22 protein-coding genes and 5 tRNA genes are annotated in these 25,226 nt (G+C 42.2%); 20 read left to right on the plus strand and 7 right to left on the minus strand.

Annotation, left to right across the window (positions count from 1 at the left end; genetic code table 11):
• Window positions 1-90 precede the first annotated feature (90 nt).
• Complete coding sequence (serB, locus tag D0907_RS04010) at window positions 91-1,110, plus strand: phosphoserine phosphatase SerB (RefSeq protein ID WP_036970584.1); 1,020 nt, start codon at window positions 91-93, stop codon at window positions 1,108-1,110.
• Here the strand turns inward: serB and D0907_RS04015 are convergent.
• Window positions 1,093-3,573 carry a PilZ domain-containing protein gene (locus D0907_RS04015; protein WP_075593820.1) on the minus strand — a complete coding sequence of 827 codons (2,481 nt, stop codon included), beginning with the start codon at window positions 3,571-3,573 and terminating at the stop codon, window positions 1,093-1,095. The genes serB and D0907_RS04015 overlap by 18 nt on opposite strands.
• Window positions 3,574-3,912: 339 nt before the next feature.
• Between D0907_RS04015 and radA the strand changes: the two genes are divergently transcribed.
• Both radA and D0907_RS04025 read left to right on the plus strand, forming a co-directional pair.
• On the plus strand, window positions 3,913-5,298 hold the full coding sequence (gene radA / locus D0907_RS04020; RefSeq protein ID WP_036970582.1) for a DNA repair protein RadA: 1,386 nt from the start codon (window positions 3,913-3,915) through the stop codon (window positions 5,296-5,298).
• A 45-nt stretch (window positions 5,299-5,343) separates the two neighbouring features.
• Entirely contained in the window at window positions 5,344-6,276 is a 933-nt protein-coding gene (locus D0907_RS04025; RefSeq protein ID WP_036970580.1) for a hypothetical protein, read from the plus strand.
• Window positions 6,277-6,321: 45 nt separating this feature from the next.
• Here the strand turns inward: D0907_RS04025 and D0907_RS04030 are convergent, their stop codons facing one another.
• Both D0907_RS04030 and srmB read right to left on the minus strand, forming a co-directional pair.
• Complete coding sequence (locus D0907_RS04030) at window positions 6,322-6,651, minus strand: BON domain-containing protein (RefSeq protein WP_065978441.1); 330 nt, start codon at window positions 6,649-6,651, stop codon at window positions 6,322-6,324.
• A gap of 217 nt (window positions 6,652-6,868) precedes the next feature.
• On the minus strand, window positions 6,869-8,095 hold the full coding sequence (gene srmB / locus D0907_RS04035) for an ATP-dependent RNA helicase SrmB (protein WP_036970576.1): 1,227 nt from the start codon (window positions 8,093-8,095) through the stop codon (window positions 6,869-6,871).
• A 76-nt stretch (window positions 8,096-8,171) separates the two neighbouring features.
• Here srmB and D0907_RS04040 point away from each other — a divergent pair, with 76 nt between their 5' ends.
• Window positions 8,172-8,870: a tRNA1(Val) (adenine(37)-N6)-methyltransferase gene (locus D0907_RS04040; RefSeq protein WP_118844054.1), complete on the plus strand. Its 699-nt coding sequence runs from the start codon at window positions 8,172-8,174 to the stop codon at window positions 8,868-8,870.
• 54 nt (window positions 8,871-8,924) lie between these two features.
• Here the strand turns inward: D0907_RS04040 and D0907_RS04045 are convergent, their stop codons facing one another.
• Both D0907_RS04045 and D0907_RS04050 read right to left on the minus strand, forming a co-directional pair.
• Window positions 8,925-9,605: a hypothetical protein gene (locus D0907_RS04045; protein ID WP_118844055.1), complete on the minus strand. Its 681-nt coding sequence runs from the start codon at window positions 9,603-9,605 to the stop codon at window positions 8,925-8,927.
• Between the two features lie 261 nt (window positions 9,606-9,866).
• Complete coding sequence (locus D0907_RS04050; RefSeq protein WP_065978437.1) at window positions 9,867-10,301, minus strand: hypothetical protein; 435 nt, start codon at window positions 10,299-10,301, stop codon at window positions 9,867-9,869.
• A 104-nt stretch (window positions 10,302-10,405) separates the two neighbouring features.
• On the opposite strand from D0907_RS04050, the gene D0907_RS04055 reads away from it, so the two are divergent.
• A complete protein-coding gene (locus D0907_RS04055) occupies window positions 10,406-10,834 on the plus strand; it encodes a DUF2147 domain-containing protein (RefSeq protein ID WP_036970567.1) in 429 nt (142 codons plus the stop codon).
• Window positions 10,835-10,914: 80 nt separating this feature from the next.
• On the opposite strand, the gene fldB is transcribed toward D0907_RS04055, so the two are convergent.
• Window positions 10,915-11,436, minus strand: coding sequence for a flavodoxin FldB (gene fldB, locus D0907_RS04060; protein ID WP_036970565.1), 522 nt, complete (start codon window positions 11,434-11,436; stop codon window positions 10,915-10,917).
• A 168-nt stretch (window positions 11,437-11,604) separates the two neighbouring features.
• On the opposite strand from fldB, the gene xerD reads away from it, so the two are divergent.
• The 14 genes from xerD (at window position 11,605) to D0907_RS04130 (ending at window position 21,725) form a co-directional block, all read left to right on the plus strand.
• A complete protein-coding gene (gene xerD, locus D0907_RS04065) occupies window positions 11,605-12,492 on the plus strand; it encodes a site-specific tyrosine recombinase XerD (protein WP_425274510.1) in 888 nt (295 codons plus the stop codon).
• 59 nt (window positions 12,493-12,551) lie between these two features.
• Window positions 12,552-13,286: a bifunctional protein-disulfide isomerase/oxidoreductase DsbC gene (dsbC, locus tag D0907_RS04070; RefSeq protein ID WP_118844057.1), complete on the plus strand. Its 735-nt coding sequence runs from the start codon at window positions 12,552-12,554 to the stop codon at window positions 13,284-13,286.
• Between the two features lie 72 nt (window positions 13,287-13,358).
• Window positions 13,359-15,080 carry a single-stranded-DNA-specific exonuclease RecJ gene (recJ, locus tag D0907_RS04075; RefSeq protein WP_118844058.1) on the plus strand — a complete coding sequence of 574 codons (1,722 nt, stop codon included), beginning with the start codon at window positions 13,359-13,361 and terminating at the stop codon, window positions 15,078-15,080.
• A gap of 143 nt (window positions 15,081-15,223) precedes the next feature.
• A protein-coding gene (gene prfB, locus D0907_RS04080; protein ID WP_118844059.1) for a peptide chain release factor 2 occupies window positions 15,224-16,322 on the plus strand; the annotation gives its coding sequence in 2 pieces (ribosomal slippage) (window positions 15,224-15,298 and window positions 15,300-16,322; 1,098 coding nt in all).
• 26 nt (window positions 16,323-16,348) lie between these two features.
• Entirely contained in the window at window positions 16,349-17,884 is a 1,536-nt protein-coding gene (lysS, locus tag D0907_RS04085; RefSeq protein WP_036970557.1) for a lysine--tRNA ligase, read from the plus strand.
• 267 nt (window positions 17,885-18,151) lie between these two features.
• Window positions 18,152-18,349: a hypothetical protein gene (locus tag D0907_RS04090; protein WP_118844781.1), complete on the plus strand. Its 198-nt coding sequence runs from the start codon at window positions 18,152-18,154 to the stop codon at window positions 18,347-18,349.
• A gap of 112 nt (window positions 18,350-18,461) precedes the next feature.
• A tRNA-Ser gene (locus D0907_RS04095) sits at window positions 18,462-18,554 on the plus strand.
• A 33-nt stretch (window positions 18,555-18,587) separates the two neighbouring features.
• A tRNA-Arg gene (locus D0907_RS04100) sits at window positions 18,588-18,664 on the plus strand.
• 22 nt (window positions 18,665-18,686) lie between these two features.
• Window positions 18,687-18,763 (plus strand) — tRNA-Arg (locus D0907_RS04105).
• A 46-nt stretch (window positions 18,764-18,809) separates the two neighbouring features.
• Window positions 18,810-18,886: transfer RNA gene (locus D0907_RS04110), tRNA-Arg, on the plus strand.
• Between the two features lie 111 nt (window positions 18,887-18,997).
• A tRNA-Arg gene (locus tag D0907_RS04115) sits at window positions 18,998-19,074 on the plus strand.
• Window positions 19,075-19,432: 358 nt separating this feature from the next.
• A complete protein-coding gene (locus D0907_RS04120) occupies window positions 19,433-20,884 on the plus strand; it encodes an alpha/beta fold hydrolase (RefSeq protein ID WP_118844060.1) in 1,452 nt (483 codons plus the stop codon).
• Window positions 20,853-21,224: a hypothetical protein gene (locus tag D0907_RS04125; RefSeq protein ID WP_118844061.1), complete on the plus strand. Its 372-nt coding sequence runs from the start codon at window positions 20,853-20,855 to the stop codon at window positions 21,222-21,224. The genes D0907_RS04120 and D0907_RS04125 overlap by 32 nt, the downstream gene beginning before the upstream one ends.
• 30 nt (window positions 21,225-21,254) lie before the next feature.
• On the plus strand, window positions 21,255-21,725 hold the full coding sequence (locus tag D0907_RS04130) for a hypothetical protein (protein WP_118844062.1): 471 nt from the start codon (window positions 21,255-21,257) through the stop codon (window positions 21,723-21,725).
• On the opposite strand, the gene D0907_RS04135 is transcribed toward D0907_RS04130, so the two are convergent.
• Window positions 21,722-23,737 (minus strand): TonB-dependent receptor, encoded by a 2,016-nt coding sequence (locus D0907_RS04135; RefSeq protein WP_118844063.1) that lies wholly within the window; start codon window positions 23,735-23,737, stop codon window positions 21,722-21,724. The genes D0907_RS04130 and D0907_RS04135 overlap by 4 nt on opposite strands.
• Window positions 23,738-23,905: 168 nt before the next feature.
• On the opposite strand from D0907_RS04135, the gene D0907_RS04140 reads away from it, so the two are divergent.
• Window positions 23,906-25,216, plus strand: a complete 1,311-nt coding sequence (locus D0907_RS04140) for a hypothetical protein (RefSeq protein ID WP_118844064.1) — start codon at window positions 23,906-23,908, stop codon at window positions 25,214-25,216.
• Window positions 25,217-25,226 lie beyond the last annotated feature (10 nt).

A 25,226-nucleotide genomic window follows, 5' to 3' on the forward strand; every position in this document is an offset into this window, starting at 1 on the left:
ACTAAACCAGTATAATAACCTTATTAGTTCATTGATTGCGAGTAGCAAATACACGCACAACAACAGACATAAGTCTAACGTGGAGCCACTATGTCACAGCTTAGCTTAGCTGCTACACCTACAGCAAATTTAACAGGTCAAATAACACTAAATTGCTGGTATAAAATTGAAAATAAACACCTAATTGCGACAGATATTTTACCCAAAGCACATCAAGGCGTACTGAGCGTGGCGTTTGGCGGTGAACTCAGTGCTGACCATTTACTTGCTCTGACAGCATTTTTAAGCTCGCACGGCTTCACAAATTTAACCGTGTGTTGTTATCAGCCTATTGAATCTATGCCCTCAGCGTGGTGTGTTCATAGCGACTCAACATCACCACTCAGTCCATCCGTATTAACCGCCTTTGCTAATCAGCATGGCTTGCAATTGGTGCAGTTAACGAATCCACCCACCGTGAATGAGCCCGGTTTATTACTCATGGACATGGATTCAACAGCGATTACGATAGAATGTATTGATGAAATTGCACGTTTAGCCGATGTGTATGATGAAGTGGCTGCTGTCACTGCGCAAGCCATGGCTGGGCAGCTTGATTTTGCACAAAGCTTAAAACAGCGTGTTGCAAAGCTTGAAGGCATTGATGTTGATTTAATCGATGATTTAAAATCGCGTTTACCCTTGATGCCTGGTGTGAATGAGCTCTGCCAATACCTTAAAAAGTATGACTGGCATCTTGCCATTGCCTCGGGTGGTTTTGTGCCATTTGCTGAGCAAGTACAATCGCTTATTGGTTTAGATGAAGTACATGCTAATACACTTGAGTTTAAAGATAACCGGCTAACGGGTAAGGTCATAGGCACGATTGTTGATGCAGAAGAAAAAGCGCGAGTGCTTAAGCGAATCGCAGAAAAACTGGCGCTTAATACCCGTCAAACTGTTGCCATGGGTGATGGGGCTAATGACTTAAAAATGATGGCTGCAGCAGGGCTTGGCGTGGCTGTTCATGGAAAACCGAAAGTTGTTGAGCAAGCACAAACAGCCATTAATGAAGGCTCGTTACTTCAAGTCAGTTACTTGCTCACAATTCCATTAGATTACACGCTTTAACCACGTTTTCTTGCGCTTATTCATTTCGATTTTGAGTGTTTCATCAATATCAAAATGCGTAAGCGCTTCATCACTAATATCAATTAAATCACCCACACCTGCCACGGCCCACAGCGCTTCTTCAAGATCTTTCGCTTTATGTAAGGCATACTGACTTATATATTTGAGTTCGTTTGATAAATAATCAATATCAGGGCGCCCTGTACGTGATACATATAAACGAAACACAAACATGAGGTCATTTCTCAGCGCTTTTTTTACAAACAAAGTCTGGGGTTTGTAGTCATCTTCACTAATGCACCGACTCGTAATCGCGTCGCTGATTGAAGGTTGGCGAGGGTCAAAACGAATAAATAAGGTAAAAGCAAGCGGCGGGTCTTGGCGGCTACGATCTTTTATGAGTGGTGTAATGACTTCGGTGATTTGCTGCGTTGATAAAATCCCTTCAATACTGGTGTTTTCGTTTAAGAGCGCAAAGTTTTGCAGTAATACATGTAATGGGCTCGGATATAAACCCTGACCAATTGCACCGGCTTTAAAATGCGCTGCTTCTTTGTGTAAATAGAACGGAAATTGGCAAACACTTTTGGTTACCATATTTCTGAGTGCCGTTGAAAGACCCGGTATTTTAGGCGACTCTTCACACACCCTTAACTTATCTTTATTGTTTTCAATCAGTACCGTAAAGAACTTAATCGCCATATGTGGTAAGTCTGTAATACGGTGAACTTTTAGATTAACCGTGGTGAGTGACTTACTAATCGCCATGACTTCGTAAGCAAGGCTCGATAAATCATGTTTTTTGGTAATTTTTTGTAAATCAGGCAAGCTAATATTAATTATGTCGCCTTTTTTAAACTCAACAGGTTTATCACACTCGATTTGTAATCCCATAACTGACAAGTCGCGGGTATGGCCTGTGATAATCTGCTCGTGATGATTTATGGCGATAGCTGTCTTGTACAAATAGCGCTTGTGCGCTCTTAAATTTACATATTCAAGGGCTACGGGCTCTAGGTGTGGCGGTGTTTTATGTTTGCTATGGCCAAATTGTTTTAGTTGATTAATCGCGTTTTTATCAAATGTTAATTGTTTATAAGAGTGCTGCTCATAGGGCGTACCAATGGCCGTTAAGATCAGTAAATATTTAACGTCTTTGATCAACCCTTGCACGCGAGGTGAGGGCGGTTTGTTCAACTTTTCAATGTCTTTCCCTGCACTACTGGGCAGTGACAACGGAATATACGAATCTTCAGGGTGACTTGGCATCAATTGCAACTTAAAACATTGCCAGCTGTCTTTTTGACTACCAAACCCTAAAAATAAATTTTTAAGCTGAGGCTGGCTTTCAAGCTCACTACGCGTGGCAGAGTAGTAATACACTTTACCAGCAACAACATGCGTGAAAGTATATAGGTACTCTTCTTTTACTGCCTCTGGTGAGCTTAATAAGTGGCCTATACGTTGTTGGTTAATAATACTGTATAAGCAAGACAGCTTGCGCTCGTCACAAAAATAACGCTGAATAAAAATATTATTTTCAGTTGTTAAGGCAAGGCTTGGGTATAGCTTGTCACCTTGTAAGCTTAAAAAGGTATAAAGAGAGGTCACACGCGGAATGTAGTATTGTTCATAGCCTTTTGACACAACCGCATCGAGCGTATTGTCTAGGTTAACTTTATAACGACGCTTATTGCCGTGGATAAAGCTTTCTAAAAACTCATCAAACTTTTCGTTGTTTTCAATAAAGGTGCGTTTTAGGCGAACATGATTGTATTCGCGTGATACTTTTTCAATCGCGACGACTTCGTACTGAATTCCGTTTTTTAAACCTAACTCAAAATCTTGTTCAAGGCCGACTAGGCGCAGGCCTATAAGTTGACCTTTTTTTAACTTATAGCGTGGCGCGAGCTTTATCTTTGCACCACTGAGTGAGATATCAGATGTTGTTGCGGCTACTTTGCTGTCTTTATCAAACTCAACAGTGATTTTGATAGAGTAATTCATCCGCTCTTCACGACGGCTTTCGTAGGAGGCAAATTTTATCACTTTGGCTGATAACTGACTGTCGTTATCGTCTTCAGTAAGAGCTTGTTCGGCCGCTTTCTTTTGCATGACACGATGGTTGTTTTCAGTGTTCATCACCGCTTCATAGACAGCAAGGGTGTAACCGCCATGGCGTTTAATAGCCTGTTCAAACACTTCGATGGCAGTATCGTCCATAAAGTGTTGTTTACCTTCGTATTCGTATGGTTTTACTTGACCCGTTACTTGCCCACGTAAATCAATAAACCGTGCAACAGGCTGAGATAAACGCGACATCTCCATTTTGATCAAGAACTGCTCAGGCTTAGTTAAGCCCGCTGTTTTTGATTTAAACAGTTTGTCGAATTTTGGGGTGCCTAAATACGCCTTTAGCTCTTCAACTAGGCTTTCATATTTAAGCAGAATGTCTTCAGCCATTTATAAAACCATCAACGTCTATTAAAAAAAGTAGGTATACTAGTCGGCAATTACGCAGTAAAAACACAAACAGTAGTCACTTTTTTATTTTATTAATTATTGTTATAAGTATTTGCCAAATAAATGGCAAGCACTGTTAAGTTTTATTTGTAAGCAAAAACTATGCCCTAAAGCAGTTCTTTATTTAACAGTGTGTTGAATAAAGAGCTGGAGTAAGAGGTTTTAGTTACAACGAGTTATCTTTTTGTGATTATAAACTTACTATACATTAATTGTGATAAGTGTCAGTTTTTAATAACAAGTTAGTCACAAATTAGCGACCTAAATAGGTAAGGCCGAATGGCAAAATCAGCAAAAATCGAATTTGTCTGCACAGAGTGCGGCATGAACTATCAGCGCTGGCAAGGACAGTGTAAGTGCGGTGCATGGAACACGCTAGCAGAATTTAAGCCCTCAGCCGGACAGTCAAAACAAGCGGCAAGCCGTGCCGTGGTTGCAGGCTACGCAGGCGGTGTTGGCGGCGGCTCAAAAAAAATTAATGAAGTCGAAACCGCCGAAGCAGAAAAACGCTTAACCGACATTGGTGAGTTAGACCGTGTATTAAGTGGCGGTGTGACCACCGGTTCCGTAAATATTATTTCGGGCGATCCAGGGGCTGGAAAAACGACATTATTGTCAGATTTAATTGCTCGCATGTCGAAAGTGATGCCGTCACTTTATTGTACGGCAGAAGAGTCATTATCGCAGTTTAAAAACCGTGTAAACCGACTGCGTTTAGATTATAACCCTGATGAGCTTTATTTACTGTCAGAAACCAGCGTTGAAGCAATTATTGAAGAGCTTGATAAGAACAAGATTAAGTTTGCGGTGATCGATTCAATTCAAGCGGTTGTGACAGAAGCCGCTAATGGCAGCCCAGGCTCTCCTTCACAAGTTAAAAGTGCAGCACAAGCACTCACTCAATATTGTAAGCAAAATGACGTCACCATGTTCATTATTGCTCACGTAAATAAAAACAACGAAATCGCAGGCCCGCAAACCTTAGTGCATATTGTTGATGCGCTGCTGCATATTGATACCAACGATGGGCAAATTCGTACCTTACGTGCCAATAAAAACCGTTTTGGCGATATTGATACCGTCGGTATTTTTAGAATGTGTGAGCGCGGTATGCTCAGTGTTGACAACCCAAGCGAAATATTTTTATCGGGGTCAAGCACCGAATCGCCGGGATCGGCTATTACATGTATTCGTAAAGGTAATCGTAATTTATTGTTAGAGATTCAGTGCTTAACCACAGAAACCGAGGCTGAGTTTCCGCAACGAGTGTGTGTTGGCTTAAATATGAATCGTATCAAAATGCTCACAGGGATTTTGCGTAAACACACCAAGACTAAAATCTTTCATGACACGTTTTTTAATATTGTCGGTGGCCTAAAAATTGATGAGTCTGAAACCTGTATCGACTTAGCATTAGTTACGGCATTGTTGAGTAGTTTGAATGAATTTGTTGTGCCAAGAACCACCTGTATTATGGGCGAATTAAGCTTAAATGGTGACGTTAGGCCCATCGACAGTGGGGTGCCGCGAGTAAAAGAAGCCGCTCAGCATGGTTTCACTGAAATTTTTATTCCATATCGTAACTACCATAAATCAATGGAAGGATTGGGCGCAAAAATTACACCTGTTAAAACAGTGCATGAGTTACTGTCTTTAATAAACTAGTTGTAATTTGATAGACTATAAAAAACACCAATCAAAGGAAATAAAATGAAAAAGTTAGTAATTGCAGCCGTTGTTGCTGCAGCTGTAGGTGGCGTCGTTTACGCAAACTATACAGCAACACAGGAAGTGAAAAAGGTTGTTGATAAGCAACTAAGCGCTTTATCAAGCCAAAGTGGTGTAGATATCACTTACAGCGATATTTCAGCAAGCGTGTTCAGTAGCAGCATGCAGTTGTCTGGTATAAATGTGCAAAGCATTGAAGGCGATGAAACCATTGCCACTATCGACAATATTGAAGTGACGGGTTACGAAGTTGATGCGATCCCACCCCACACGGGCTTCGTGATGACAAATTTCCGCTTTAGTGATGAGTTTTTATCGCAACTTCCAGACAGTGCGAATAATAAGCTTGCCGCAACGAGTTACAACGTGAATTCATCGCTTGATTACAACAAAGAGTCAGGTGATAGCAAGTTTGCGCTTAACGTGAAGGCAAACGAAGTGGCTGATGTACGTTTTAATCTTGGTTTAGCAAATTCAACGGCGTTGATGGAAGCATCTTTATCAATCAGCCAAGCACAAAATGCTGCGAATGGGGCTGAGCTCACTTTAGAGCAACAACTACAGCAACAATCAAAAATGATGGCGGCAATGAGCCAATTAGAGCCGCGCAGTATCGAGCTTGAAATCAACGACGACGGTGAACTTAAAACTGTTGTCGAAAGCTTCTTAAAAGCGCAAGGCATGACACTTGATGACCTTGAGCAAGTTGTGGCAATGCAATTACAACAAGCTCCTGTAAGTGCGGAGTTAGACACTGCGATTAAAAACTTTGCCAGTGGTTTATCAAAATTGTCTTTATCGGCACGCCTACCTGAAGGCAAGTCGATGATGCAAATCAACCAGCAAATCATGATGCTGGTTGGTCAGCCTGAAGAGCTTGCGAAATTTATTAATTTAAAAGCCAGTGGTGAATAACCCGCTGACCGCAGCCGTGCGTTAGCTGCAATAACCTTAAAGTGTTCAACTCTCTAGTTTACTCACTTTAAGGTTATTTTTTACATGCCTTACACCCTGACTGTGTTCTAAGAACTTTTGTGCCAGCGCACGTTGAAACCCCGTTTCCGTTGAACCTAATAATTCAATCGTATCGCCACTTACAATAACCTGTAAGTTTTCAATTTTAAAATTGCGGTTATTCGTTAGTTTCTTTAAAGCCACTTGCTGTAATCGCGGTTGCGCCGAAGTACTGGTTGTTAAAACATGGGTGTTGGCACTGACTTGTGTGGCGCAAGCCAATAAAAAAAGACAGCTAAATAAGGTTACGACAACAGATAATTTGAAACGGCTCATACAATTCCCTCGCAATAATGACAGATTGAACTCTGTATGAACAATTACAAATTCTGTTCCAATTTTAGTTTGTTGATTTTTATAGGTTTTATTTTTTTGAAGAAACTGTATGTGAAGTAATTACACATAGTTCAGTAAAAAAGACACGGCAAATAACAGCGATAAAAATGCCGAGACAGGCTCGGCATTTTTATTAACAAGGCTTATTAAGCACGCACTACTTTTTCTTTTTTGGTTTTGCCTTTTTCTTCGCTTTGATCTTTGCTGGATCTTTTTTCTTTTTAGAAGGGATTTTTGCTTCTTTGTGTTGCGGCTCTATCCCTTTGATTACTCGACGCTTTAGTTTTTGTTCGATGTAACGCTCAACTTTGCCTAAAATGGCAACGTCATGCGCTTCGATAAATGAAATCGCGATTCCTTTTTTGCCTGCACGACCAGTACGTCCAATACGGTGAACGTATATGTCTGCGGTGCGAGGCATATCAAAGTTAATCACATGGCTGATATCTGCCACGTCAATACCACGGGCAGCCACATCGGTTGCTACCAATATTTTATTGCGGCCAGAATGGAAGTTCTCCATTGCTTTCATGCGTTTATCTTGTGGCATTTCACCACGTAACCAAGCAACGCGCAGTCCTTCGTTATTTAACGCACCAATTAATGATTCTAGGCGTTCACGGGTCTTAACGAACACTATCGCTTTATGGATATCATCGCCGTTTAAGATATCGACTAACATTTTAAGCTTATGGTTGTAGTCGTCGGCTAAGTGAACCCACTGGTGGATCTTTGCTTTTTCTTTACGCGACGATTCTGCTTCTAGTAGCGCAGGATCATTTAAAATACGCTCAGCGAAAAGCTCAACACTGTCACCTTCAAGTGTGGCTGAAAATAGAAAACATTGACGACGATTTCTGGCTTCATCACAAATACGCAGCATTTCTTTACGAAAGCCCATATCGAGCATGCGGTCGGCTTCGTCTAAAATAAGCATTTCGACATTTTCAGCATGGAAGTTCTCGGTTTCGAGGTATTCCATTAAGCGCCCAGGTGTCGCGATAAGAATGTCGTTATTGTTCTCAAAAATTTCTTTGTGCGTTCCATAGTTAATGCCGCCCGTCACAACACCTATTTTAAGGTGTGTTTGCTCAGCAAGCTGTTCACAATGCTCATGGATTTGATAAGCAAGCTCGCGAGTAGGAGTCATGATAAGTACGCGGGCAAAACCAGGGTCACGACGAGGGAAATCAAGCAAGTATTGAATAGCTGGGATCAAAAACGCGGCTGTTTTACCGGTACCTGTGGGTGCAGATGCCAAAATATCGCGCCCTTGTAATGCTTCAGGGATCGCTTGTTGTTGAATGCTGGTTGGCGTATCAAAACCCATTTTATTAATGGCATTTAACAGCTTGTTATCGATATCAAATTCAGAAAATTGCATAGAGTGACATAAATAGAGGACAATTGGCGTTAATTATACGCGCTATCCAGCTGTTGGTGAATGAAAAGGTGAAAAAATGTCAGGTTTTGTGTTTAAACAGTTTTCGATAGGGCAAACTCACACTGCAATGAAAGTTTCAACAGATGGGATTTTGTTGGGGGCATGGGCACATGTAAGCGATGCTGCACGAATTGTTGATATTGGCACAGGCACCGGGTTGCTTGCTTTAATGGCAAAACAACGTGCGCCGAAGGCGGTTGTTAACGCTATCGAAATAGAGGTTAACGCGTGTATTGATGCTCGCGCTAATTTTGCTAATAGCCCTTGGCCTGACATTATGCTTTATCAAGGGGCTGTGCAGTCTTTTAAAGCAGCAACCCCCTTTGATGCAATTATCACTAATCCACCTTATTTCAATGCCAGCCTTAAAGGCGATAATGCAGCACGCAATACAGCGCGCCACACCGATGGATTGAGTTTTAGCGAATTAATCAAAGCGTGTAGTGCGCTGAGTCATGCACATACTCTGCTCAATGTGATACTGCCTTGTCCTGAGGCCGAGCAATTTATTGCCATTGCAGAGCAAGAAGGCTGGTATTTAAACCACCTGTGTTTAGTTAAAACAACCGAGAAAAAAGCACCCAGTCGCAGTTTAATGTTATTTAGTCAGGTTGCAGCCCCTTTAACGACAACACATTTAACGATTCATGCAAACAGTGGCGCGTACAGTGCTGAATATAGTGCGCTATGCAAGGACTTTTATTTGAAAATGTGACGCATACCAGCCATTAATAGTCCGTCATCACTTTACTCTAAAAGGTCGTATTTGCTATTCACTGATGCTCGCTTGTAGACCATCTTCGCTTACTAATAATGTATAAGAGTGTCCATATGAGGCATGACAAATGGCAACTGATTCATCAACACGCTTACCTTCATCATTCAGTCGAGAGACTTTAATATCATCTGCGCAGTCATCAGTGTGATACCACGTACTTAATTGATTTTGATATAGGTTAACTATTTGATTCTCTATTTTTAAGCGAATGTTTTCGGTGGCAAGAAAGCGGACGGCAAAAAAGCCCTCTTTGTTACTTTGAGTCTGTTTTATGAGCGTTAAACGCAGCTTTTCTCCACTTTGCCAGGCGACAAAATGGTAAGGCTGGTCGTTGTCCACTTGATACATTTGCTCTGCGAAGTTGCTCGCTTCACTGTGATCTTCTACATAAAATGAAATATGGCGTCGTTCATTGTGAAGGTGTGTTATATCAACAGGTAATGAACCTGATGCGAGCGTGTCTACATAATATTGCGCATCACTGACTTCTCTTGCGTTACCAAACAGGTCGGTATTTGCCATGGAGTAGTCAACCTCTAAGGCGGTGGTGTTTATCAGTGTATACTTGTTCTCATATATCTGGTTGCCAAAATCATGACTTTCCTCGACTTCTAACTCATCACACCCTACAAGCAGCGTTGTTGCAAAGAGTAAAAATAGCGCATTTTTCATTGTTTATCCTTTTACTAATGAAGCTGCCGTATGGTATCAATTCGCAAAAATGCTTAATTATTTTGAGGGATTAAACCGGTTGCGACCTGTGTTAAACATTGCTGATTTACGACTGCATGGATGCAGAGCAATGCAGGAGCAATTGCCGAGAACAACTAAATAACGAAACCTTTGCCTTGTTTTCAACGAGGTTTTATCGCCCCAAAATAGCGCACTTAATTAAGCGAATTGGTATGGCATATTGATGCGTTGAATGTACCTCTATTTTGCACTTAATTGCACGGGAGGTTGCAGCTGCATTACTTCATCAAGTTGAATTTGTTGAACATGCTCAAGCTCAAGCAAGGCGTCTAAGACTGCTTTTGTGTGCTGTTTTTCTATTTCAGCACTGCAAAAATCTATGATACTAAAACGGCGTTTTATCAATAAGCCATCGATATCAGGTAAAGGGTCTTTGGTTTCTATTAGCACGCGTGTGGCAGGGCAGGGGTCGGCATACCCAGAGCGCATTAATTTGTTTAAGTTAAATAAATTATCGTCGAGTTTACCAAGCTCTACGGCGGTTTTAGCGCTATGCGGAATAAATAATGACTCACCAAAGCGGTTTGTTTTAATCTCGCCATCTGCTTTAATTGGGGTGACTTGATTATTGTCGAAGCTGACAATATCTCCGGTAAGTAACGTATATTGACTCATTGTGTTCCCTCGCAATGTGTTGTCTTTTTCTGATCATAGCAAAATGGTGTGTTTTACCAAGCCCTGATATAGTAATAAGGCCTTAAATTTTATGCGAGTATTTTATGTTACGACTCACAATCGCTTTATCAGCTCTATTATTTTCTCAATTAAGCGTCGCTGCAATGAGCCCTGTCGGGCTTTGGAAAACCATTGACGAAGAAACCAATGAAGCTAAATCTTTGGTACGCATTCGTGAGCAAAACGGTGTACTTATTGGTGAAGTTGAAAAAATTCTTAACCCAGCCAAACAAGATGCAATATGTGATGCATGTAAAGGCGATAAAAAAAATAAGCCAATTTTGGGAATGGCCATTATCGATGGCGCGAAAGAAGCGGGCGATGGCAGTTGGCAAGACGGTGAAATTCTTGACCCTAATAATGGCAAAACCTACACCTTAAAGCTCACCCCTAAAGAACAGGGAAAAGTGCTTGAAGTACGCGGTTATATCGCCTTTTTCTACCGCAACCAATACTGGCAGCGTGTTGAATAGCCTGACATTAAAACGCCAAGCATTGCTTGGCGTTTTAATAAATGGGTTATGCAGCAATTCACTTAATTAGGGAGTGAATATTACAGGGTTTCGCTGTATTCAGTCATCACCTGCTCAACCCAATTAGCAATACGTTCATCGCTGAGTTCATATTGGCTGTCTTCATCAAGTGCCAATCCAACAAAGTGTTTACCCTCATTTGTGAGAGCTTTTGACGCTTCAAATTCATAGCTTTCATCGTTAGGCCATAGACCTAAGAAGGTAATATCTTGATGGCAAATTTCGTCGTGTAGCATACCCAAAGCATCTTGAAACCACTGGCCATAACCTTGCTGATCGCCCATGCCAAAAAGGGCCACGGTTTTACCGTTTAGATTCACCTCTTTGATGTCGTCCCAAATTGATTCCCAATCTTCTTGTAACTCACCAAAGTCCCACGTTGAAATGCCGAAGATAACGAAATCGAATTGTTCTGCATTTTTTAATGGCTCATCTTTGATATTGTGTAAGCTGACAACATCTTGCCCGATAATATCGCGAATTTTCTCTGCCGCTATTTCTGTATAGCAAGTAGTAGAACCATAAAATAAACCAATCTGCATCGTATTTATCACCGTCTATTTGCTTGATATGATAGTTACTCAAGCTGCTTTTAGTATCTATCTTCCTGTAGTTTGATACTATTTTACCGTAAGGCTTTTTTAATTGATACCTTGATAAGGATGACAATACGCGTGGCTGAAAATAATTTCACAGCTGAAAAAGTAGCAATAACGTCAAACAGTGCCGAACATTTAGAGTTGTTTTTAGATATTTTGTACCTTGAGCAAGGGGTCAGTGAAAACACATTGATGGCATATCGCAGCGATCTTGATAAGTTTTGCCAGTTTTTAAAAGACAAAGATCTACTGGCTGTCAGCAGTGAAGATATTGAAGCTTACTTGGCATACCGAGTTGATTTAGGGCTTAAATCACGCAGCACTGCGCGCAGCATCAGTGCGCTTAAACGTTTTTACCAATACTTTGTACGTGAAAAAGCCATTGCTGATTCGCCAATGCTGAATATTGCACAGCCAAAAGCAGGGCAGTCATTACCCAAAACTCTCTCTGAGGCAGAGGTTGAAGCGCTACTCGCTGCGCCTAATATTGAAGAGCCTATGGGGCTGCGCGATAAAGCAATGTTGGAGCTTTTATACGCAACGGGTCTGCGCGTTACTGAGCTGGTAGGGCTTAGGATGGAGCAAATTAACTTGCGCCAAGCAGTTGTGTTTGTCAAAGGTAAGGGAAATAAAGAGCGTTTAGTGCCGCTTGGTGAAGAAGCGATGTATTGGCTTGAGCGCTTTTTAAAAGTTGGCCGCGCGCAGATGATCAAGCATGCGACTGACTTTGTGTTCCCATCTAAGAGAGGGATTGGCATGACGCGACAAACTTTTTGGCATCGTATCAAACACTATGCTATTTTGGCATCAGTTGAATCGCCGTTATCACCGCATACGCTTCGACATGCGTTTGCAACGCATTTGCTGAATCATGGGGCTGATCTTCGTGTCGTGCAAATGATGTTAGGTCACAGTGACTTATCAACAACACAGATTTATACCCATGTAGCGAATGAGAGATTGAAGTCGGTACACGAGCAACATCATCCACGTGCTTAGTGCAAGATTTTTAAAGATGTACCGGTCTATATAATAAATGATCAGGATATAGGATAGTTATGAAAAAGTTAGTTTTAGCCACGGCACTGCTTGGTACGAGTTTAAGTGTGTTTGCAAATGGTGTGTCGACCACCGACGCTGTAGATGCGCCAATTATTGCTAAATTTGCTGAGTTAGGTGTTACGGTTAAAAAAGTAAACCCAAGCCCTGTTGCTGGCCTTAAAGAGCTAATTACTGACAAGGGGGTACTTTACGCAAGCCCTGACGGTCAATTTTTAATGCAAGGTACACTGATTGATCTTCAAAATCGTGTCAATCTCACTGAGCACGCATTAAGTGATGTACGTAAGGCGGGTGTGGCTGAATACGAAGATTCAATGATTGTTTATAAAGCAAAAAATGAAAAACATTCAATTACTGTATTCACCGATATTACATGCGGTTACTGTCGTAAATTACACCGCGAATTAGACGATTTCTTAGAAGCGGGCATCACCGTAAAATACCTAGCTTTCCCTCGCGGCGGTTTACGCGGTAAAGGTTACGAAGACTTAATGAATGTGTGGTGTGCAAAAGACCCAGCAGAAGCTCTAACTGAAGCCAAAGCCGGTGCAGAGGTTGCCAAGGTAGAAGGATGCAGTGCCCCTATTGCTGAGCATTATCAGTTAGGCCAAAGCTTTGGTATGTCGGGTACACCTGCAATTATTTTAGAAGATGGAACGATGATCCCAGGTTATCAATCAGCAGCACAAATTAGCCAAGCGCTTGATGCCTTACCAAAAACATCTTCATAATCTTTTTATAAATAGGCCTGCCTTAAGTAGGCCTTTTATTCGCTTTAAGCTAACTAAAGTAATACTTCCAACATGGAAAAAATAATCCAAGTTCGTCCCCGTGTCGATGACTCATACCTTCCTCAACACTTACATCCCGTTATTAAGCAAGTTTATGCCTCGCGCCAGGTAAAAGATGCCAATGAATTAGATAACAGTGCAGCGACCCTGCATGACTTTAAATTATTTAAAGACATAGACAAAGCCGTATTATTACTGCAACAGGCACTCGCAGATCAACAGCGAGTATTAATTGTCGGTGACTTCGACGCCGATGGTGCAACCAGTACGGCCACTTTAATGCAAGGCTTGGCCATGTTTGGGTTTAACAACCTTGACTATTTAGTGCCTGATAGGTTTAGCCTTGGTTATGGCTTAAGCCCCGCACTGGCGGCGCAAATTGTTGAAATGAAGCCTGAGCTGGTTATTACAGTGGATAATGGTATTTCGTGCATTGATGGCATTACGATTGTGAAGCGCGCCGGTATTAAGGTACTGGTTACAGATCATCATTTACAAGGGGATACGCTGCCTAATGCAGATGCTATCGTGAACCCTAACCGCCATGATTGTCAGTTCCCATCTAAATCGATTGCCGGTGTAGGCGTGGCATTTTATTTATTAATTGCGCTGCGCAGCCACTTACGCGAACAAGGGGCCTTTGAGCATAGTCCAATGCCAAACCTTGCTGAGTTACTTGATATTGTCGCCCTTGGTACGGTGGCTGATGTCGTTGCGCTTGATGCTAATAATCGTACGTTGGTTCACCAAGGATTAGCACGTATTCGCAGTGGTAAAACTCGTCCGGGAATAAGCGCTTTAATTGAAGTGGCTAATCGAAATGCGGCACGTTTAAGTGCCAGTGACTTTGGCTTTTCATTGGCTCCTCGCTTAAACGCTGCAGGGCGTTTAGATGACATGAGCTTAGGCATCGCGTGCTTGTTATCAAACGACATAAATCAAGCTCGCCGTATTGCCAGTGAACTCGACAGCCTTAATCATGAGCGCCGCGAAATAGAGCAGGGCATGCAGGTTGAGGCGCAGGCCGTGCTCGATCGCCTTGCCTTTAAAACCGACGCTATCCCCGATGCGATTTGCTTGTATCAAGCTGACTGGCATCAAGGGGTAATTGGTATATTAGCGGGGCGTTTAAAAGAGAAATATCACCGGCCTACGATTATTTTTGCCGCGGGCGATAACGGTGAAATAAAAGGCTCATGTCGTTCAATTGAAGGTCTGCATATGCGTGACTTACTTGAACGAGTGAATACTCTACACCCACACTTAATCAGTAAGTTTGGGGGGCATGCAATGGCAGCCGGCTTGAGCATTAATGAGCAGAGTTTTCCCGAGTTTAAAGCTGTGTTTGAGCGTATGGTCACCGACACACTGACCGATGAGCATAAACAAAGTATTTTGTTGACCGACGGCGAGTTGCCAAATGAGTGTTTTTCGATGGAGTTTGCCAACCTGTTAAAAAATGCAGGGCCATGGGGACAGCAATTTCCCGAGCCGGTATTCGAGCACCTATTCGAGATTATTCAACAACGTATTGTAGGTGAAAAGCACTTAAAACTCGTGTTAAAGCATCAATCTGGACGTTTGGTTGATGGTATTGCATTTGGTGTCGATGTGCGTGCCTGGCCCGATACCGAAGCACGCTATGTTAAAGCTGCCTACCAACTCGATATAAATGAATTCCGTGGCAAATTCTCGTTACAACTGATTATTCGAGAGCTACAAAAAGCGACATAAAAATATCGCTATAATCGACATAAAAGGCTAATAAAACGCTCGGTTTTTTGTTAAAATCGGGCGTTTTTAATATTTGTAGATATTTTACCGTAATTCATCTTGAGAGCTGTGCGCGGTAAATCAGCCATTTTGGAGTAATGTACATGTTTGAAGTGAATCCTGTGATTAATCAAATCAAGGAAATTCGCGAACGTACTGAACTGCTTCGGGGGTACCTTTGACTACCCTCTTAAAAAAGAGCGGTTAGAAGAAGTTAACGCAGAACTTGAAGATTCAGCAGTGTGGAATGAGCCTGAGCGTGCTCAAGCCCTTGGCCGTGAAAAGTCGGCATTAGAAGCTATCGTTGAGACCATTGATAATTTAGTGGCCGGTACTGAAGATGTTGAAGGCTTAGTTGAACTTGCTGTTGAAGCCGAAGATGAGGAAACCTTTGCTGAAGCCGAAGCTGAATTAGCCGATTTAAATGCGCAACTAGAAAAGCTTGAGTTCCGTCGTATGTTCTCAGGTGCCCATGACCAAAACGACGCGTACTTAGATTTACAATCGGGTTCTGGCGGTACTGAAGCGCAAGACTGGTGTAATATGCTACTGCGCATGTATTTACGTTGGGGTGAAGCGAAAGGCTTTAAAGTTGAGCTTGTTGAAGCAACCGACGGTGATGTGGCTGGTATTAAAGGGGCGACAGTTCGCTTTGTTGGCGAATATGCATATGGCTGGTTACGAACTGAAACGGGTGTGCACCGTTTAGTGCGTAAAAGCCCGTTTGATTCAAGCGGTCGTCGTCATACCTCGTTTGCGTCTGCTTTCGTGTACCCAGAAATTGACGATAATATTGAAATTGATATTAACCCCGCCGACTTACGTATTGACGTATATCGCGCGTCGGGTGCGGGTGGTCAGCACGTAAATACCACCGAATCAGCAGTACGTATTACGCATTTACCAACCAATACGGTTGTGCAGTGCCAAAATGAGCGTTCGCAGCATAAAAATAAAGACCAAGCAATGAAGCAGTTAAAAGCGAAATTGTTTGAGCTTGAGTTGCAAAAACAAAATGCCGAGAAGCAAAGCCAAGAAGATGCAAAATCAGACATTGGCTGGGGAAGTCAAATTCGTTCATACGTGCTTGATGACTCGCGCATTAAAGACTTACGAACGGGCGTTGAAAACCGCAATACTCAAGCGGTTCTTGACGGCGATTTAGATAAATTTATTGAAGCCAGCCTTAAATCTGGCCTATAACCACCAAGCTAAAAAAGAGCTAAAAAATGACTGATCAAATCCAAGACGAAAATAAGTTAATCGCTGAGCGTCGCGGCAAATTAGACGCTATTCGCGAAAATTGCCCAGCCAACGGTCATCCAAACCAATTCCGTCGTGAACATTACACGGCTGATTTGCAAGCTGAGTTTGGTGATAAATCGAAAGAAGAATTAGTTGCTGAGCAACATGTAGTTTCAGTAGCAGGTCGTATCCTTGCTAAACGTGGTCCTTTCCTTGCGTTACAAGACATGAAAGGTCAAATTCAAGCATACGCATCAAAAGACGTACAAAAAGAATTAAAAGCAAAATATGGCCAACTTGATATCGGTGACATCATCGGTGTTAAAGGTGCGCTAAATAAATCAGGCAAAGGCGATTTATACGTCGAAATGACTGAGTATGAGCTACTGACTAAGTCACTGCGTCCATTACCAGAAAAATTTCATGGTCTATCAGACCAAGAAACAAAATACCGTCAACGTTATGTTGATTTAATCACCAATGAAGCGACGCGTGAGACATTCCGTATTCGTTCAAAAGTGGTAGAAGGTATTCGTCGTTTCTTAGCAGACCGTGATTTCATGGAAGTTGAAACGCCTATGCTACAGGTTATCCCTGGTGGTGCGTCTGCACGCCCATTCGTAACGCATCACAATGCACTTGATATCGATATGTATTTACGTATTGCGCCAGAGCTTTACTTAAAACGTTTAGTTGTGGGTGGCTTTGAGCGTGTATTCGAAATCAACCGTAACTTCCGTAACGAAGGTTTATCGACGCGTCATAATCCAGAATTCACGATGATTGAGTTCTACCAAGCATACGCTGATTACATCGACTTAATGAACATCACTGAAGATATGCTACGTACAGTTGCAACAGACGTACTAGGTTCACCAATCGTTGTTAACACAACGAAAAACGAGCATGGCGACGTAGTTGACTCTGTAGAGTATGACTTTGGTAAGCCTTTCGCACGTTTAACAATGAGCGAAGCTATCCTTAAGTACAACCCTGACTTTGATGCGGCTGTATTTAATGACCCAGAAAATCATTTTGAAGAGCTTAAAGCGTATGCGAAGCAAGTTCACGTTAAAGTACCTGAAAACTGTGTATGGGGCCCAGGTAAGTTCTTGTGTGAAATCTTCGAAGAGACTGCAGAGCATAAGTTAATTCAACCTACATTTATTACGGCATACCCTTGGGAAGTGTCGCCACTGGCTCGTCGTAACGATGAAAACCCATTTGTTACTGACCGTTTTGAGTTCTTTGTAGGGGGTCGTGAGCTTGCAAATGGTTTCTCTGAGCTAAATGATGCACAAGACCAAGCTGAACGTTTCTCTCGTCAAGTTGAAGAGAAAGACGCGGGTGATGATGAAGCAATGCACTACGACGAAGACTACATTCGTGCATTAGAGTACGGCTTACCGCCAACAGCAGGCGAGGGCATTGGTATTGACCGTTTGGTGATGTTATTTACAGACTCATCAACGATTAAAGACGTCATTTTATTCCCTCATATGCGTCCGCAAGCTGATTAATCAGTACTAATCAGTACTAAGACTCTAATAAACGCCGCTTTTTAGCGGCGTTTTTATTATCGGAAATTTCTGATTTTAAACGTTGAGTTCTGTAACTACTGATTTGTAATTAATTGATAAAAAAGAAATACTGAATTAAGTCTGCGTTGTTGTTGTAGTAAAAATGTTAAACATCGCCTTTTGTTCGTAATTACAGTGGTGTTTTTTTAGAACGAGTATGAGAACATTGTACAAATGTCGTTCAACGTATTAGTGGACTTAATTATAATGACAAAAAAGCCTGTGCAGTTGCAGACAGACACCAGTAAAAGCGATGAGCAACGTGAAGCTTTTTATCGTGCCTGCATCGCCGAGTTTCAACAACTAGGCTATCAGGATCAATATTTAGCAGAAATAACCGATGAGCATATCCCATTAACGGGCATCGATTCGTTCAGACAAAAAGCAAAACCGGTCAAAGGCTGAGCAAAAGTTTGTTGTTTTTACCCGTAGTGGACAATCTATAACCATCTGTGCGATTTTCCTTGAAAAGTGTTTGACATATTTTCTGAAATCTTTATTATACGCCCCACAAGACGGAGAGGTGGCCGAGTGGCCGAAGGCGCTCCCCTGCTAAGGGAGTATAGGGTTTGTAGCTCTATCGAGGGTTCGAATCCCTCCTTCTCCACCATTTTTTAAATGGTTATCTTGTAAAGTAAAGAATGGGCGCATAGCTCAGCTGGATAGAGTACCTGGCTACGAACCAGGCGGTCGGAGGTTCGAATCCTCCTGCGCCCACCATCCTTTACTAACATCAAAATGTGGGCGCATAGCTCAGCTGGATAGAGTACCTGGCTACGAACCAGGCGGTCGGAGGTTCGAATCCTCCTGCGCCCACCACTTTTGAAAAGTCTTAGTGAGACTTAAACTAACTAGAATAGAATGTGGGCGCATAGCTCAGCTGGATAGAGTACCTGGCTACGAACCAGGCGGTCGGAGGTTCGAATCCTCCTGCGCCCACCACTTTCTATACATTCATACAGCAATGTAAGAAAGCATAAACCGACAAACTGTCGGTTTTTTTGTGTTTAAACGACACCGTCATTGCAAGACGTAAATAAGCAGAACTATTGCGGACGCGTAGCTCAGCTGGATAGAGTACCTGGCTACGAACCAGGCGGTCGGAGGTTCGAATCCTCCCGCGTCCGCCACTTTCACTCTGAAAGTGACATAAACCGACGAAAGTCGGTTTTTTTGTGCCCGAAATCCGCAGCCGCGGTATTACAGTATATTTATTCTTCTTAACAATATGCAGCTTCACCTTTTAATCAATATTGACCTATTATACCAATCCGCAAAAATACTTAATCATTTTGAGTGATCAAACCAGTCGCTACCTGCATTAAAAATTTCTGATTTAGAACAACTAAATAACTAAATTTTTGCCTTGTTATCAACGCGGTTTTATTGCCTCAAAATAGACCACTTAATTAAGCGGAATGGTATTATTTACATTTAGCATGTAAAGGGTACAATTTGCTAATACAATAATAATTAAATTAATTTCCTTTGCGTTTACTCCACTTTTTATATATCTGTTGCTTTGCTGTTTTTTCTGTTGCTGCGCAAAGTGAGTCAACGGCGGCTCGTTCAATACAATTAAGCTCACAGCAGATCCAAGCTCTCAATTTTGAGTTTCTTCCTAAAGACGACTGGCAATTTAGTACCTTTAGAGAGTCTGTGTTTAATTCATCGGTGTTGGTGTTAGAGGTGGGTGATAAGCAGGCTCCTCCGCTATTATTAGTGCATGGATTGGGCGTATTGGGTATGCAAGACTGGTTTAGTATTATTCCTGAGCTTAGTAAAAACTACTATATAGTTGCTATTGATTTGCCAGGGTTTGCGCATTCACAAAGCCCTGATGGTCGATACTCACCACGCAATTATGCGAAAGTTTTGGCTGAGGTTGTCGATTATTACATGACAAAACCTCCCTCGGTTGTCGGCCATTCTATGGGGGGCGCTGTGAGTTTATATTTTGCTGGTAAGTATTCTGAAAAGCTCAATAAATTGGTGTTGGTCGATGCTGCAGGTATCCTACATAAAGTCGCCTTTATTAAGCCTATTTCTAATGTGCCTAAACCCAATAGTAAGCTACCCGCATTTATCTCAACGAAATTAGCACAGCTAAACGACTTTACAACAGGGCTTATCGAAGAAGGCGCGATTGACTCTTACCTTAGTGAGTTATTACAGCGCAGCGACGGAGCTTGGAAGCTAGTGATGGGGGATACGCCTAATATGAATGCTGCGCTAAGTTTAGTAGAAGAAAATTTTAGCTATATTGTCGCAAACCTCACAACCGAAACCCATATAATATGGGGGGAAAGCGATGCGATTGCTCCGCTGCGTACCGCAAAAGTATTAAATAGCCAGCTTGCAAACAGTGAATTAGCAGTTTTGCCCGGTGTCGGTCATGTTCCTATGAAACAAACGCCCTTGGCATTTTTGGCCTTGTTAGATAAAGCATTAACAGGTGCTATTCAGGATGTCACATCCGGAAAGGTTACTGATAAACAAATCGCGACCTTTCACTGTGAAGATCAACATAGTCGAGAATTTACGGGACATTATCGTCATATGATTATTGAAGATTGTCACAACGTGCTGCTTAAAGATGTGGTTGCTGAATCAATTCGTATTAAGGATTCATTGGTTAGGCTTGAAAATGTCACACTGGCGGGCGCTGAGCTTGCGTTAAATATTAAGCGCTCCGTGGTTGAGTTAACCAATGTATCAATCGATGCTGAACGAGCGATAAAACTTAACGAAAGCCGTTTTGATGGTGCTGGGGTCATGATTAACGCATCTAAGCATGCTATGAGCGTCGTTGATGATAGTAATATCATTTTTTCGTTAAGTACGATTAATAGCCCGCTTTATCAAGGTTTGGCACATGATGCCATCGAAGCAGAAAAAGGAATTGTCGATGCACGTTTTAAATCGAGTCGCACTCACTAAACTCGTAACTTGCTCTGTATTAAGTATCGCTTTATTAAGTGGATGTAAGTCAACAAAATCAGAGCATCAACAATATACTGAGCTGCAACGTAGTTTTAGTTATGAAGCCTACTCGGGTGTATCTGATACCAGTGTAGATACCATTGCTTATGGTTATAAGACTCTACAAAAAGAGCGATTAAAACAGGTTGGCGAAATTGAACCAACACTGACCCATGCTATGATGAGCTATATTCTTAGCATGGGATTAAGCAATGACTTTGCCATCGCCGAGAGCGATCTAGCGCTAGCAAAAGCCACTGATATACGGGGAAAGTATTTAGCTTATAGTGCTCAGTAACTGGCATTTTATAATAAAGGTTGGCGAAAAATGGCGAAGCAGAAAGCCGATTTCATTCGTACCGACCCACTTTTTAAAACGGTTAGTCAAAGTTACCCGAAAGAGCAGCTGATTTCATATCTGATCATAGGTAGTGTTGCTGTTCGTGATGGTGACTTGGCAACGGTGCAAAATATGTTTTATGTGATTGGTGAGCAAATTGAGAAGCCGTGGTTGCCCAGTTTAGCGAAGGCGATCACTGTGACACTAAACGGTTCCATGCTTGAATCACTGATTATGCTAAAAGATATCAGTACTGATCCGTCTTTAAATGCGTATGAACAAGAGAAAATTTCTGAACTAATAGGAATTGTTGGCAGTAAGTTAAGTGATAAGAACAAGCGCCAGCAAATAACTCGCATTACTGACGACTTTTTCCTCGACCGCATCAAAGATAACAGTGTATCGCTTTACCGTGACCTAATCACTAACTTGCAAAAGTACACAGAGCAGGTTCTCTAAAAGAGTAAACTGACGTTGAATCTAAGCGTACGTGGCTCTATGGGGTGGTAGTGATTATCTTCTACTCCCTCTGCGGGCTCAGTCGGTAAGCGTGATGCATAATAGTAATCGATATCATGATCACTGCTATCGAATAGATTAAGTAGCTCTAAGCCGACTTTCCAGTGAGTATGTTGGTAACTAACTAAACCGTTAACGACGGTCAAAGGCTCTGAACGTTGACTGCCATCATCATTGAGCATGCGTTTACCTATATGGCGAAGACGCAACGATGTTTGCCATTGCTCTGTTATGTGCCAGTTTACCCCAGCACTGGCAACTACTGGCACAGCCCCTTCAATGCGGTCGTTCTGGCTATCTATGTCTAGGCGTGAATGTGTAAACGATGCTTCAGCATCAAGGCTAAGTGTCTCGGCTAGCCAATAGTAAGCGCTTAGTTCTAATCCGTAACGTGTTGATGCATCACTGGCTTCAGTATTGCCTGCATCACCAACAAAGAGGAGTTCTGAGTCAAGTGAAAGCCACCACAGTGCCGCTGAAAAGTTAAAGTGCTTTTCATCAAAGTAGCGCATGCCCAACTCAGCACCATTACTTTTAACCAGCAAATCAACGGTATCCGTGGCTGCAAGGGTTACAGGGTCTTGTTGAATTGTTGCGCCGCGTGCATCGTTAGAATGAAACGATTGCCCCCAGTTGGCATAACCCGCTACGTTCTCGTTGAATAAATAAGTTAGGCTTGCTTTGAAACCGAGTAAATCGTCATTTGCATCGCCTGAATTTAAGTGATTATCGCTGTTAACGCTCGCATCAATATAGTCATAGCGTACGCCTACAGTGGCCTCTAATTGAGGGCTCATAGTAAGTTGGGTTTGCCAATAAGCAGCATAACTTGTTTCGTCAACACGGTCTTCACGTACGGTTGATAAGTAATTTCTCGACTGTGTGTTATACAGTCCTACGTTATCAATGTTATCGTTACGAAGTTCAACACCTACATCATGATTCAGTAAAATAGAGCCTAAAACATCCGAAAATTGATAACTGATTGCCCCGCCAGACACCGTACGATTATCACGTTGATTAAATTGGTCGCCATTAACAGGATCATTAAGAAAATACGAGAAATTAGAATACAAGTTCATTTTATAATCAATTACATAGGCATTAGCTGTGAGGTGTTCGTTTTGCCAATTAGCCGATAAGCTATAGCGACTAGAGCTGCCACCTAATGTGGTGTCCAAAGAGCCCAGCGATGAAATGATACCTTGATCAACGGCGCGTTGCGGAATTTGGTCAGCCGAATTCCACGTATTATCATATGCCATAGCACTGATGGATAGGTTACCGTGCTTAGACTCATTAACGAAACGAAGGAGGGCGTTCTTTTTATTTACACTTTCTTTAATGTCTTGCCATGGCCCGTCGTAACCTTGCCATTCTGTGGCGCCAATAAGTTTGCTATTACCAAGTGGAATGCTGCCTAAAGCAACCGCGCGTAAATAGTTATCCTCACCAATAGTGAAATCTAACTGTTGATGCTTTGGGTTATCTGTCAGGTGAAAGTAGGCGCTGCCCGCAGTTGAAAAGTCACCTTGCTTGGCATCGTAACTGCCTTTTTGATAACTGACTGTGGCAATCGTTTCGGGAATAATAAAGTTCAAGTCTGTATAGCCTTGCCCATGTCCATGGCTGCGCATATTGATTGGCATACCATCAATATTGGTTGAAAAGTCTGTACCATGGTCAAGGTTAAAACCACGAATAAAGTATTGATTTGCTTTACCTGAACCACTGTGTTGAGTAACGGCCATACCGGGGATTAACTCAAGTAGCTCTGTGCTTCTGAGCATGGGTCTATTTTCAATCTCACCTTGGCCAATAATGCCACTTGAGGCGCTGATTGATTCACCGATTAAGCCAGTGCGGTGGCCATATACGGTAATTTTTTCAATATTAGCAAATGCGCCACCAGAACAGCTTAGACAGCCCGCAATAAAGCATAACTTTTTCATTTTATAAATCCCTTTTCTATTTGGTATTAAAAGTATATACGCGTAAGTCATTTTTTTGGATGCAGAATAGATGAATCGTAATAAAGCTGAGTTAATTTGCTTCATGGGAAATTTGTGTTAAATTTAATAAAATATTCCAAAAATAAAAATAAGTGGGAATTTTATTTTATGCACACCATGCGTTTACGCTCTCTCAATTTTACGCTGTGTAGTAGCCTTTTGCTGTTAGTTGGCTGTCACGCGAATAACCCCGTGGACACAATGACTGACGAGCAGTTTTTTGCCGAAGTGATGATGGCACCTGCAATCATGCCACGTGATTTAAATAATACCGGTTGTTTAAGTCTCGCTAATAATGGAACTGGAAAAGGCTATAAAAGTGCTGACCAAGTGGCTTATCAGCAACCTGATTGGCAGTCTCGAATTGCCGCGGATTGGCAATATTTTTCTCCGTCTCAACAGCAAGGAAAATTGCTTGTTATTGATTATCAGGTAAGAGGTGGGGCACTTGCTTACCGTTACTTAAGTGATGGCACGCACAATGAGCTTTATGAGCCGTGGAGCTCATCAAAGATTCAAGCCTTCACAGGTGCTGTCGCTACCGTGAGAAAAGAGCAGCCTAAATTAGGTGCGCACGCACTGGCTGGTGATACTCTCTTGGCTGATTTAATTAGTAGCGTAAATAGCTATGAGCCATTTGGAAAAGCGGATGGCAATTCAAATGCAATCGCGAGTTATTTTATTAATGTTGCTGGGCGCAATACATTACAAAGCTTCTTTTATAATGACTGGTTAAAGCTCAAAACCCCTGGTTTATTATTTAATGGTGCCTATGGCGGTGAGCAGTTTATGCCATCTGATGAATATTGGCATGACCCTGCACACCCAGAACATGATGCAAAGATCAGCCATTACAAAGCAAATCGTGATGATCCTGGTTATTTAAGTTACCGTTGTGATAACTGCGGTTTAACGGGTAATAAGGCAATGACTACCTTGGCACAAGCTGAATGGTTAAAACGCCTTGTTAGTCACGACCGTGAACCCAGTACCCGTATGCCGTATTTGCAAAGTAGCGATATTGATGTACTCCTTAATGGCACGGGTCATAGTGACCAACAGTTTGAAGTAGGTGGTATGATGATTGGCATCAGTCATCTTGTGACTAATGCACTTGCAAAAGCGATTGCACCCAATGATACACGCTCGGCAAAAGAAGTACTTGATACCGCGACAAATGGGCAGTGGCGAGTGTGGCAAAAAATCGGCTGGGGCCCAAGTGAAACTCGCTCTGCGACCGAAACGGTTATGCTCGCACATGTATGCTTGGGGCAAATTAATGGCGGTCGCGAGTTTACCTTGAGTATTCAGCAAGCAACCCCTGGTGCAGAGGAAGCCCACTTGCCAAAAGTCGGCAAGCTAATGCAGCAAAATTTGCAGGCAGCTTTTACAAAACTATTAGATTCACGCGCTCAATAAGTATTAAGGA

It is taken from the genome of Pseudoalteromonas lipolytica, assembly GCF_003515105.1.
Classification (GTDB): domain Bacteria; phylum Pseudomonadota; class Gammaproteobacteria; order Enterobacterales; family Alteromonadaceae; genus Pseudoalteromonas; species Pseudoalteromonas lipolytica.

Coding starts and splice junctions, on each gene's coding strand:
- D0907_RS04030 (WP_065978441.1), bottom strand. CDS start 6,651: ATGAGCCGTTTCAAATTATCTGTTGTCGTAACCTTATTTAGCTGTCTT.
- D0907_RS04125 (WP_118844061.1), top strand. CDS start 20,853: ATGCACGTTTTAAATCGAGTCGCACTCACTAAACTCGTAACTTGCTCT.
- D0907_RS04135 (WP_118844063.1), bottom strand. CDS start 23,737: ATGAAAAAGTTATGCTTTATTGCGGGCTGTCTAAGCTGTTCTGGTGGC.
- recJ (WP_118844058.1), top strand. CDS start 13,359: ATGGAAAAAATAATCCAAGTTCGTCCCCGTGTCGATGACTCATACCTT.
- srmB (WP_036970576.1), bottom strand. CDS start 8,095: ATGCAATTTTCTGAATTTGATATCGATAACAAGCTGTTAAATGCCATT.
- D0907_RS04015 (WP_075593820.1), bottom strand. CDS start 3,573: ATGGCTGAAGACATTCTGCTTAAATATGAAAGCCTAGTTGAAGAGCTA.
- D0907_RS04130 (WP_118844062.1), top strand. CDS start 21,255: ATGGCGAAGCAGAAAGCCGATTTCATTCGTACCGACCCACTTTTTAAA.
- D0907_RS04025 (WP_036970580.1), top strand. CDS start 5,344: ATGAAAAAGTTAGTAATTGCAGCCGTTGTTGCTGCAGCTGTAGGTGGC.
- lysS (WP_036970557.1), top strand. CDS start 16,349: ATGACTGATCAAATCCAAGACGAAAATAAGTTAATCGCTGAGCGTCGC.
- dsbC (WP_118844057.1), top strand. CDS start 12,552: ATGAAAAAGTTAGTTTTAGCCACGGCACTGCTTGGTACGAGTTTAAGT.
- D0907_RS04090 (WP_118844781.1), top strand. CDS start 18,152: ATGACAAAAAAGCCTGTGCAGTTGCAGACAGACACCAGTAAAAGCGAT.
- D0907_RS04055 (WP_036970567.1), top strand. CDS start 10,406: ATGTTACGACTCACAATCGCTTTATCAGCTCTATTATTTTCTCAATTA.
- D0907_RS04045 (WP_118844055.1), bottom strand. CDS start 9,605: ATGAAAAATGCGCTATTTTTACTCTTTGCAACAACGCTGCTTGTAGGG.
- D0907_RS04140 (WP_118844064.1), top strand. CDS start 23,906: ATGCACACCATGCGTTTACGCTCTCTCAATTTTACGCTGTGTAGTAGC.
- D0907_RS04040 (WP_118844054.1), top strand. CDS start 8,172: ATGTCAGGTTTTGTGTTTAAACAGTTTTCGATAGGGCAAACTCACACT.
- D0907_RS04050 (WP_065978437.1), bottom strand. CDS start 10,301: ATGAGTCAATATACGTTACTTACCGGAGATATTGTCAGCTTCGACAAT.
- serB (WP_036970584.1), top strand. CDS start 91: ATGTCACAGCTTAGCTTAGCTGCTACACCTACAGCAAATTTAACAGGT.
- fldB (WP_036970565.1), bottom strand. CDS start 11,436: ATGCAGATTGGTTTATTTTATGGTTCTACTACTTGCTATACAGAAATA.
- radA (WP_036970582.1), top strand. CDS start 3,913: ATGGCAAAATCAGCAAAAATCGAATTTGTCTGCACAGAGTGCGGCATG.